We start from the raw sequence: 9,008 nt of genomic DNA, 5'->3' as shown, positions 1-9,008 counted from the left end.
CTGCATCTTGTCGATCCAGTCGGCCAGGTTGCGCGGCAGGCCGGTGAAGCCCATGGCCAGCGTCAGGAAGGCGGCGCCGGCGAGGATCAGGGCGATCATGCAGGACAGCCGCGTGGCGCCCAGCAGGCTTTCGGTGAAGGTCTTCCGGTTCAGCGTGCCCTGGGCGGCGGCGATGACCAGTGCGCCGACCACGCCGAGCCCGGCCGCCTCGGTGGCGGTGGCGACGCCGACATAGATCGAGCCCAGCACCGCAAGGATCAGGCCGACGGTGGGCAGCAGGTGGCGCGAGGCCCAGAGCTTTTCGGTGAAGCTGTAGCGCTCGGTCGGGGCCGGAATCCTGCCCGGATTGAGCAGCGACCAGACCATGATGTAGCCCATGAACAGGCCGCCGAGCAGCATGCCCGGGAAAATGCCGGCGATGAACAGCTTGGCGATCGAGACTTCGGCCGCGACGCCGTAGACAATCATGATCAGCGAAGGCGGGATCAGCAGGCCGAGCGTGCCGGCGCCGGCCAGCGTGCCGATCACGAGATCCTCGGGATAGTTGCGGGCGCGCAGTTCCGGAATGCTCATTTTGCCGATGGTGGCGCAGGTTGCTGCCGACGAGCCGGAGACAGCCGCGAAGATCGTGCAGCCGATGATGTTGGTGTGCAGCAGGCGGCCGGGGATGCGGGTCATCCAGGGTGCAAGGCCGCGGAACATGTCTTCTGACAGCTTGGTGCGGAAGAGGATCTCGCCCATCCAGATGAACATCGGCAGGGCGGTCAGCGTCCAGCTCGAGGACGCGCCCCAGATGGTGGTGACCATGGCGTCGCCGACGGGCCGCGAGGTGAACAGCGCCATGGCGATCCAGCCGCAGGCGAGCAGGCCGAGGCCGATCCACAGGCCGGCGGCGAACAGGGCGAAGAGGGCGACGATCAGGAAGACCGCAATGATGATCTGGTCCACGGCGGGTATCCTATTCGGTGCGGGCGAGTTCGGCGGACTGATCGTTCAGCGGTTTGCCGCGCAGAACCAGGATGAATTCCTCGATGAAGGCGATGCAGAAGATCACCGTGCCGAGCGCCATGCCGATCTGCGGAATCCACAGCGGCGTCGCATCGTTGGCAGTGCTGATGTCGTTGAACTTCCACGACCACCAGGCCATCTTCACGCTGTAGAAGGCGAAGGCGCCCGAAATCGCGATGGCCAGGATCAGGGAAAAGATCTCGAAGGCGCGGCGCGGCTTGCCGGTGAAGCGGCTGATCACCAGGGTCACGCGGATATGGTCGCCGTGCGCGAACGTGCCGGCGAGCGCGAGGAATGACGCCGCGGCCATGAAATAGCCGGCGTATGAATCGATGCCGCGGATGTAGAAGTCGAACTGGCGGCCGAGGATGCTGACCAGGATGGTCGCCAGCATGGCGATCATGAACAGCCCCGCGAGCCAGAGGCTGGCCCGGTAGAGCGGCTGGAGCGGAGAGCGCATGGAAAATCCGGTGGCAGAAAAAGCGCCGGGCGGGTTCTGAGGCCCGCCCGGCTGGTCTTTTACATCTTCCTGAAGGCGTCGATGATGGCCTTGCCGTCGGCGCCGGCCTTCTTGGTCCATTCCTCGATCATGGTGGCGCCCACCTTCTCGAGGCCGGCCTTCAGCTCGGCGCTGGGCGCCAGCACCTTCATGCCGTTCTTGGCCAGATCGGCCTTGGCGGCTTCGGTTTCGACCTTGGCCATTTCCCAGCCGCGCTTCTCGGCTTCGACGGCCGCGTCCTTCAGCGCCTTCTGGCTGGCGGCGTCGAGCTTCTTGAACGCGTCGTTGTTCACGAAGATCAGGTTCTTCGGCAGCCAGGCCTGGGTGTCGTAGTAATGCGTCAGGCTTTCCCAGACCTTCGAATCGCGGCCGGTCGAGCCCGAGGTCATGAAGGTATCAACCACGCCGGTCGCCAGCGCCTGGGCCAGTTCGGCCTGCTGGATGGTCACCGGCTGCGCCTGCACCAGTTCGGCGATGCGCGAGGTGGCCGGGCTGTAGGCGCGCCACTTGGTGCCCTTCAGGTCCTCGATCTTGTTGATGTCCTTCTTGGCGTAGATGCCCTGCGGCGGCCAGGCGACGGCATAGAGCGCCGTCATGCCCTGCTCGGCGAGCTTCTTCTCGATGACCGGCTTCTGCGCCTGCCACAGCTTGTAGGACGCATCGAAGCTGGTGGCGAGGAAGGGCACGCCGTCGGCGCCGAAGACCGGAATTTCGTTCTCGACGTTGACCATCAGCACTTCGCCGATCTGCACCTGGCCGGTCTGCACGGCGCGCTTGATTTCCGGCGCCTTGAACAGCGACGCGCCCGGATGCACGGTGATCTCGAGCTTGCCGCCCGAGAGCTTCTTCACGTCCTCGGCGAACTGCACCAGATTCTTGGTGTGGAAGTTGCCCGCCGGATAGGCGCCCGGCAGATCCCACTTGGTCTGCGCCAGGGCCGCGCTGCTGCCCAGCAACGCCGCACCGATCACGGCGGCGGAAAGCCATGTCTTGGAAGTCATCAGTATCTCTCCCCGATTGGAAATGCGCCCATGCCGCGTAGCATATGCCGCCGGGCTTTGCGCGCTGGAGTTAGTTTGTCATCGTATGATGCGGCTTGGCAAGGCTGTCCCGCCGGTAAATGCGGCTGGCGCCAAAACGGGCACGTCGCCTGCTGAGTAAGCGACATCCGGCAGGCGACAGATTATACTGTGCGCAGACTGGTCCGGGGGAGCGGGATGGCGGCAATGGCGGAAGCGACGGCGTCGGCGGGCGCGGCAGAGGCACGGCCCGCTTCGTGGCGGGCGCGGCTGTCCTGGGCGATGTTCGACTGGGCCAACCAGCCCTATTTCACGGTCATCACCACCTTCATCTTCGCGCCGTACTTCACCTCGAAAGTGATCGGCGATCCCGTGCAGGGGCAGTCGCTGTGGGGATTCACCACGGCTTTCTCCGCCGTTCTGGTTGCACTGGGCGCGCCGTTCCTCGGCGCCATCGCCGATGCCGGCGGGCGGCGCAAGCCGTGGCTGCTCGTTTTCCAGATACTGCTCGCCTTCGGTTGCGCACTGCTCTGGCTGGCGCAGCCGGGGCAGCCGCAGCTGCTGCCGCTGGTGCTGCTCGGGCTGATCCTCGCCAACATCGCCGCCGAATACTCGATCATGTTCAACAACGCCCTGCTGCCGGGACTGGAGACGCCGCGGCATATCGGCCGGCTCAGCGGCATCGGCTGGGGCATGGGCTATGTCGGCGGGCTGATCGCGCTGTTCGCCGTTCTGATCGTTTCGCAGCCCGAACTCGTCGGGATCACGCCGCCGCCGGGCGAGGCGCTGCTCGGCCTCAGGCGCGATGCCTTCGAGGCCGAGCGCATCATCGGCCCGGCCGCCGCGCTCTGGCTCGCCGTGTTCGTGCTGCCGATGTTTCTCTTCACGCCCGACCGGCCCGGCTCGGGCCAGCCTTTCACCAGCGTGGTGAAGGCGGGCATCCGCCGCGTCATCGCGACGATCCGCCATATCCGCCAGTACGGCAACCTGCTGCGCTTCCTGATCGCCTACATGATCTATTACGACGGCCTCGTCGCGGTGATCGGCTTCGGCGGCATTTACGCCGCCGGCATTTTCGGCTGGGGCACCACCGAGCTCGGCCTGTTCGGCATCGCGCTGAACGTGATCGCGATTCCCGCCGCCATTGCCGGCGGCTGGCTGGACGACCGCATCGGCTCCAAGCGCGCCGTGCAGTGGGCGATCGCGTCGGTCGGCCTCGGCACGCTCGGCATCCTGTCGATCACCGCGGACAGCGTCCTGTTCGGCATCGCGGTGGCGCCGCGCGCGCCGGATGTGGGGCTCTTCAGCTCGACCGGCGAGCGTGTCTTCTTCGCCTGCGCCGTGCTGCTGGGGCTTGGCATGGGCCCGATGCAGGCGGCGAGCCGGACGCTGGTGGCGCGGCTCAGCCCGCCCGACATGGTGGGTGAATTCTATGGCCTCTATTCGCTGTCGGGCCGCGCCACGACGTTTCTGGCGCCGCTGCTGATCGGCATTGCGACGGCCGTGTTCAGCACCCAGCGCATCGCCGCCGCGATCGTGCTGGTCTTCCTGGCGATCGGCTTCGCCATCCTGTGGAGGGTGAAAGAGCCGGCGCACTAGGCGCCGGCTCCGGTCCGGTCAGCCCGTCTTGGCGAAAGGTCGCTGCGGCACTTCCCGCCCGGCCAGTGCGCGCTCGCCGTCGAACATGTAGTCGCGGGTGATCGGCAGCGTGTTGATGCTCTTGGTCAGCTGCACCTGGAAGACCATCTGGCCCCAGTAGCGGAAGGTGACCTCCGAGGCCGCGAGGTAGAATTCCCACATGCGGCAGAAACGTTCGTCGTACAGCGCCTTCGCCTTGTCCCACTGCGCCAGGAAGCGCATGCGCCAGTGCCGCAGGGTCTCGGCATAGTGCAGCCGCAGGATCTCCAGATCGGTGACCCAGAGCTGGCTCTTCTCGATCTCGGGAATGACTTCCGACAGCGCCGGAATGTAGCCGCCGGGGAAGATGTATTTGCGGATGAAGCCTGCCGTCACGCCGGGGCCTTCCGAGCGGCCGATGGAATGCACCAGCGCCACGCCGTCATCCTTCAGCAGGCGGTGGATGCCGCGGAAATACGCGCCGTAGAAGGGCACGCCGACATGTTCGAACATGCCGACGCTGACGATGCGGTCGAACTGCCCCGCCATGTTGCGGTAATCCATCAGCTGGAACCGCACCCGGTCGGTCAGGCCTTTCTCCTGGGCGCGCCGGTTGGCGATGGCATGCTGCTCCTCGCTCAGCGTGATGCCGGTGACGTCGGCGCCGCAGGTCTCGGCGAGATACAGGCCGAGCCCGCCCCAGCCGCAGCCGATATCGAGCACCTTCATGCCGGGTTCGATCTTCAGCTTGGCGGCGATATGGCGCTTCTTGGCGAGCTGGGCCTGTTCCAGCGTGGCGTCCGGCGTCGGGAAGTAGGCGCAGGAATACTGCTTGTCGGTGTCGAGGAAGAGATCGTAGAGCCGGCCGTCGAGATCGTAATGGTGCTGCACGCGCTTCTTCGCGGCGCTCTCGGCGTTGAACTGGTGCCACAGGCGCAGGGCGCGTTCGTAGGTGTTCACCAGACCCGACAGCGGTACCTTGCCGTGCGGGCCGAGATTGCTCACCGCAAGCTCGAGGAAATCGTAGATCGAGCCGCCCTGGACCGTGAACTCGCCGTTCATGTAGAGCTCGCCGAGCGCGAGATTGGGATTCAGCGCCAGACGGCGCGCCGCGGCGGCGGTATGCACGCGGATCGTGATGTGGCGGCCATCGGCAGGTTCGGCCTCACCATAATGTCTGGTGCGGCCGCGATGATCGATCAGCGTCAGCCTGCCCTTCTTGACGACGCCCTTGAGAACAATATCGAGCAACATGCGTAAATCTCCCTCGAGAACAGAAGATAACGCCCCTTCCCGTCCTAATATTGGCGCGGTCATCCGCGCGGGACAAGCCGGGTTTCGCCGTTTACAGCTTTGCCACCGCCGCGCCCGGGCCGGTTTTGCTGATGGACGCGGTATTCTCGCGGTCGCGATCAGTCCTGCGGCCAGTTTTCGGCCCAGGCGATGCCCTGTTTCTGCATCATGCGCTGGAAGGCCGGCCGGGTGTAGCTGGCTTCCACCACGCGCCGGATATTGGGCCAGGTCCAGGCCGGCTTCGCGAGAAAGCGGCTCCAGCGCGTCAGCATGGCGAGATAGATGTCGCAGACGGTGAATTGCGGACCGGTGACGAAGGCATTGCCGCCGATGCCGTCGTCCAGCACCTGGAAGGCGCGGGCGAGTTTGACCTCTGCCTGCGCCTTCAGCGCCGCCTGGCTGTCGAGATCGGAGAAGGTCCAGTCGGGATGGAACCAGTCGATGAAGCCGACCTGCACGGTATTCGTCATGTAGGTCAGCCACTGGTAGAAGCGGCCACGAGCCATGAGAGATTCCGGGCTTCCGGCCGGCGGCGCCAGATTGGCCTCGGGATGCCGGTCGCAGAGATACTGGCAGATCGCCGCCGTCTCGAAGATGACGAAATCGCCGTCGACCAGTGTGGGGATGCGGCCGTTCGGATTGAGCTTCCTGTATTCGGCCGCTTCATGCTCCTTCGCCGCGGTGTCGAGCCGCACCGCCTCGTAAGGGGCACCGATCTCCTCCAGCACGGCCTGCGGGGCCATCGCTGCGGTGCCGGGTGCCCAGTAGAGCCTGTACATGGCGCGACTCCTCTTTCCGAGATCCGGCGCAGTGAAGGATACGGAAATGGCCGGGTCAAGCCCGGCCATGTCGCTACGCTCTGCTGAATTGTCCCGATTGTCTCAGTGCCGGAAGTGGCGCATCCCGGTGAAGACCATGGCGAGGCCCGCCTTGTCGGCGGCGTCGATCACTTCCTGGTCGCGGATCGAGCCGCCCGGCTGGATCACCGCCGTGGCGCCGGCCTCGACCAGCACTTCCAGCCCGTCGGCGAAGGGGAAGAAGGCATCCGAGGCCGCAACCGAGCCCTTGGTCAGCGGCTCCGGCAGGCCGGCCGCCCTGGCCGAATCCTGTGCCTTGCGATAGGCGATGCGCGCGGAATCGACACGGCTCATCTGGCCCGCGCCGATGCCGACCGTGGCGCCGTTCTTCGCATAGACGATGGTGTTCGACTTCACATGTTTGCCGACGCGGAAGGCGAACAGCATGTCGGCCAGTTCCTGCGGCGACGGCGCGCGCCTGGTCACCACCTTGAGTTCGCTCTCGGCGACGCGGCCGGCATCGCGGGTCTGCACCAGATAGCCGCCGGCAACCGATTTGACGAACCAGCCCGGCGCCACCGGATCGGCCATGCCACCGGTCAGCAGCAGCCGCAGATTCTTCTTGGCGGCCAGCAGCGCCTTCGCATCCTCGTCGGCGTCGGGCGCCACGATCACTTCGGTGAAGATGGCGCCGATCTTCTCGGCCGTGGCCCGGTCCAGCGTGCGGTTCATGGCGACGATGCCGCCGAAGGCGGAAACGGGATCGCAGCGCAACGCCGCATCCCAGGCCGCGCTCAGGGAATCGGCGCTCGCCACGCCGCAGGGATTGGCATGCTTGATGATGGCGATCGTCGGCCGGTCGCTGAATTCCGAAACCAGCTCGAAGGCCGCGTCGGTGTCGTTGAGGTTGTTGTAGCTGAGTTCCTTGCCCTGCAGCTGCTTCGCCGTGGCGACGCCGGGACGCTGATCGCCCGGCACGGCGTAGAAGGCGGCGCGCTGGTGCGGATTCTCGCCGTAGCGCAGCTCCTGCCGGCGCTCGGCCGACAGCAGCAGGGTCGGCGGGAAGCTCTCGCCGTTCTGCCGCGCGAACCAGGTGGCGATCATCGCGTCATAGGCGCCGGTATGGGCATAGGCCTTGGCGGCCAGACGGCGGCGCAGCTGCAGCGGCGTCGATCCGCCGTTGCTCTTCAGCGCCTCCAGAACCTCGCTGTAGTCGGCGGTGTCCACCACCACGGTCACGAAGCCGTGGTTCTTGGCGGCGGAGCGGATCATCGCCGGGCCGCCGATGTCGATATTCTCGATGCAGGTGGCAAAGTCCGCGCCCTTCGCGACGGTCGCGGCAAAAGGATAGAGATTGACCACCACCAGATCGATCGGCGGGATCCTGTGCTTCTGCATCGCCGCCTTGTGGTCGGGTTCGTCGCGGAGCGCGAGGATGCCGCCGTGGATGGTCGGATGCAGGGTCTTGACCCGGCCGTCCATCATCTCGGGGAAGCCGGTATGCTCGGCCACTTCCTTGACCGGAACGCCGGCCGCCTTGAGCGCCTTATAGGTGCCGCCGGTGGAGAGAATCTCGATTCCCAGGCCATGCAGGGCCTGGCCGAATTCCACCAGGCCGGTCTTGTCGGAGACGGACAGCAATGCGCGTTGGACAGGAATCAGATCGGCGGACATCGGGCAGGGCCTCGGGCAGCGGACAGGAAGGGAGAGCGGCCAGCGCTATAGCACGCCAGCCCAAAGCCCGGAAGTCACGTAAAAATCAAGCGAAACCAATGGCTTCGGAGGTTTGTGCGGAATCGCCATCCGTGCTACACGAGGCACCCATGCGCTCCTACCTCGAATTCGAAAAGCCGATCGCCGAGCTTGAGGCGAAAATTGCCGAGCTCAAACAGCTCAGCGAGAACGGCACCACCGATATCGGCGACGAACTGCAGCGGCTGGAAGCCAAGGCGGCCCAGCAGCTCCAGGCCACCTATGCCCGGCTCGGCGCCTGGCAGAAGACCCAGGTGGCGCGCCACCAGGACCGGCCGCATTTTGCCGACTTCATCGCCGGTCTGGTGACCGACTTCACGCCGCTGGCCGGCGACCGCCTCTATGCCGAGGATTCCGCCATCACCGGCGGGCTGGCGCGTTTCCGCGGCCGTGCGGTGATGATCCTCGGCCACGAGAAGGGCCGCGGCATCGAAGGCCGGGTGAAGCACAATTTCGGCATGGCCAAGCCCGAGGGCTACCGCAAGGCGATCCGCCTGATGCGGCTGGCCGACCGTTTCCGCCTGCCGGTGATCACGCTGGTCGATACCGCCGGCGCCTATCCCGGCGTCCAGGCGGAAGAGCGCGGCCAGGCGGAGGCCATTGCCCGGGCGATCGACTGCTGCCTCGATCTGCGGGTGCCGCTGATTTCGGCCATCGTGGGCGAGGGCGGCTCGGGCGGCGCGGTGGCGCTCGCCGCGGCCAACCGCGTCCTGATGTTCGAGCATGCCGTCTATTCGGTGATCTCGCCCGAGGGCTGCGCCGCCATCCTGTGGAATGACGGCAGCAAGGGGCCCGAGGCGGCCGAGGCCCTGCGCATCACGGCCGACGACCTGCTGAAGCTGAAAGTGGTCGACGAGGTGGTGAAGGAGCCGATTGGCGGCGCCCACCGCAATCCGGCCCAGGCGATCCAGGATCTGGGCGATGCGCTCGAGCGCCATCTGCGCGATCTGATCGGGCAGGAGCCCGGCGCGCTGCGCGAAGCCCGCCGGCGCAAATTCCTCGAAATGGGGTCGACCGGACTCT

At 66.1% G+C, this 9,008-nt stretch carries 8 protein-coding genes; 2 read left to right on the top strand and 6 right to left on the bottom strand.

Going from position 1 to position 9,008, the window contains the following annotated elements; genetic code table 11:
* The 3 genes from VKZ87_RS11200 to VKZ87_RS11190 form a co-directional block, all read right to left on the bottom strand.
* On the bottom strand, positions 1 to 948 hold a 948-nt coding region (locus VKZ87_RS11200), incomplete at its 3' end, for a TRAP transporter large permease subunit (RefSeq protein WP_324221343.1).
* A 10-nt stretch (positions 949 to 958) separates the two neighbouring features.
* The gene (locus tag VKZ87_RS11195) at positions 959 to 1,468 is read right to left on the bottom strand and encodes a TRAP transporter small permease (protein ID WP_324221342.1); all 510 of its coding nucleotides are present in this window, start codon (positions 1,466 to 1,468) and stop codon (positions 959 to 961) included.
* Positions 1,469 to 1,527: 59 nt separating this feature from the next.
* Positions 1,528 to 2,508 (bottom strand): TRAP transporter substrate-binding protein, encoded by a 981-nt coding sequence (locus VKZ87_RS11190; protein WP_324221341.1) that lies wholly within the window; start codon positions 2,506 to 2,508, stop codon positions 1,528 to 1,530.
* 225 nt (positions 2,509 to 2,733) lie between these two features.
* Between VKZ87_RS11190 and VKZ87_RS11185 the strand changes: the two genes are divergently transcribed.
* Complete coding sequence (locus tag VKZ87_RS11185; RefSeq protein WP_324221340.1) at positions 2,734 to 4,125, top strand: MFS transporter; 1,392 nt, start codon at positions 2,734 to 2,736, stop codon at positions 4,123 to 4,125.
* Between the two features lie 18 nt (positions 4,126 to 4,143).
* On the opposite strand, the gene VKZ87_RS11180 is transcribed toward VKZ87_RS11185, so the two are convergent.
* The 3 genes from VKZ87_RS11180 to purH all read right to left on the bottom strand — a co-directional run bounded on the left by VKZ87_RS11180 (position 4,144) and on the right by purH (position 7,907).
* Positions 4,144 to 5,397, bottom strand: coding sequence for a cyclopropane-fatty-acyl-phospholipid synthase family protein (locus VKZ87_RS11180; protein ID WP_324221339.1), 1,254 nt, complete (start codon positions 5,395 to 5,397; stop codon positions 4,144 to 4,146).
* Between the two features lie 158 nt (positions 5,398 to 5,555).
* The gene (locus VKZ87_RS11175) at positions 5,556 to 6,215 is read right to left on the bottom strand and encodes a glutathione S-transferase family protein (RefSeq protein ID WP_324221338.1); all 660 of its coding nucleotides are present in this window, start codon (positions 6,213 to 6,215) and stop codon (positions 5,556 to 5,558) included.
* A 102-nt stretch (positions 6,216 to 6,317) separates the two neighbouring features.
* A complete protein-coding gene (gene purH / locus VKZ87_RS11170; protein ID WP_324221337.1) occupies positions 6,318 to 7,907 on the bottom strand; it encodes a bifunctional phosphoribosylaminoimidazolecarboxamide formyltransferase/IMP cyclohydrolase in 1,590 nt (529 codons plus the stop codon).
* A 149-nt stretch (positions 7,908 to 8,056) separates the two neighbouring features.
* Here purH and VKZ87_RS11165 point away from each other — a divergent pair.
* Positions 8,057 to 9,008 (top strand): acetyl-CoA carboxylase carboxyltransferase subunit alpha (locus VKZ87_RS11165; protein WP_324221336.1); only part of this gene is annotated, 952 nt, incomplete at its 3' end.

This window comes from Ferrovibrio sp., from assembly GCF_035304305.1.
Classification (GTDB): domain Bacteria; phylum Pseudomonadota; class Alphaproteobacteria; order Ferrovibrionales; family Ferrovibrionaceae; genus Ferrovibrio.
Note: the sequence above shows the minus strand (reverse complement) of the source record. Positions and strands in the feature narration are given on the sequence as shown.

What these genes read in the sequence shown, in the direction of transcription:
- VKZ87_RS11195 (WP_324221342.1), bottom strand. Translation starts at nt 1,468, where the DNA reads ATGCGCTCTCCGCTCCAGCCGCTCTACCGGGCCAGCCTCTGGCTCGCG.
- VKZ87_RS11190 (WP_324221341.1), bottom strand. Translation starts at nt 2,508, where the DNA reads ATGACTTCCAAGACATGGCTTTCCGCCGCCGTGATCGGTGCGGCGTTG.
- VKZ87_RS11185 (WP_324221340.1), top strand. Translation starts at nt 2,734, where the DNA reads ATGGCGGAAGCGACGGCGTCGGCGGGCGCGGCAGAGGCACGGCCCGCT.
- VKZ87_RS11180 (WP_324221339.1), bottom strand. Translation starts at nt 5,397, where the DNA reads ATGTTGCTCGATATTGTTCTCAAGGGCGTCGTCAAGAAGGGCAGGCTG.
- VKZ87_RS11175 (WP_324221338.1), bottom strand. Translation starts at nt 6,215, where the DNA reads ATGTACAGGCTCTACTGGGCACCCGGCACCGCAGCGATGGCCCCGCAG.
- purH (WP_324221337.1), bottom strand. Translation starts at nt 7,907, where the DNA reads ATGTCCGCCGATCTGATTCCTGTCCAACGCGCATTGCTGTCCGTCTCC.